Origin of the sequence: Deinococcus malanensis (genome assembly GCF_014647655.1) — a bacterium.
In the GTDB taxonomy this organism is placed as follows: Bacteria; Deinococcota; Deinococci; order Deinococcales; family Deinococcaceae; genus Deinococcus; species Deinococcus malanensis.
Window position 1 is genome coordinate 1 of record NZ_BMPP01000068.1, and the last position, 670, is coordinate 670.

The following is a 670-nucleotide window of genomic DNA, read 5'->3' on the forward strand; positions in this document are numbered from 1 at the left end:
ATCTTGACGTTCTTGACCATGTTGGGGAAGTCACCGTGGGTGCCGTCCACGCCCGAGTCGATCACAGCCACGCCCACACCCTTGCCGGTGGTCTTGAAGGCGGTGCGTGCCGAGTCACCCTTGATGTAGGCGACGCTCTGGTCCAGGAAGTACTCCAGGGGGCGGTCCTGGTAGATCGACAGCAGGCCGTACTGCTGCAGGTTGGTCTTGAGGGTGCTGACCAGCTCGCGGGTAATCGGCGCCTGCACGGCGACCATCGGCAGTTCACCGAAGGCACCCAGGCCGTCGCCGAGTTTGATCCCGAGTTTGCTGGTGATGAAGTCAACAGCCGGCGTCACGGCGTCGTCGAAGTTGAACGACAGGATCAGCGTGCCGACCGCGCCGTCGTAAGCGATGCTGGGATCGATGACGGCGTTGGTGGTGGTGGCGTTGGCCTGGTCGGTGGAGTACAGCGCGGTGCAGGCGCTCACCGGGGTGGTCGGGGCCGGCTCGACGATCTTTTTCTTGCCCTTGGTGGCCAGGCTGCTGATCTTGCTGGGGGTGGGCTTGGCTGCACCCTGCTGAGGCTGGGCCTGGGGGCTGTTGGCCTGCTGTCCGCAGGCGGCGAGGAGCATGGTGGCAGAAAGCGTGATGGCGTGAAGTTTCTTGGTCTTCATGGTGTTCCCCCTGG

At 64.0% G+C, this 670-nt stretch carries 1 pseudogene; it reads right to left on the reverse strand.

Annotation, left to right across the window (positions count from 1 at the left end):
- Window positions 1-656: pseudogene (locus IEY49_RS21250) on the reverse strand (S8 family serine peptidase); the annotation flags it as partial.
- Window positions 657-670: the final 14 nt, after the last annotated feature.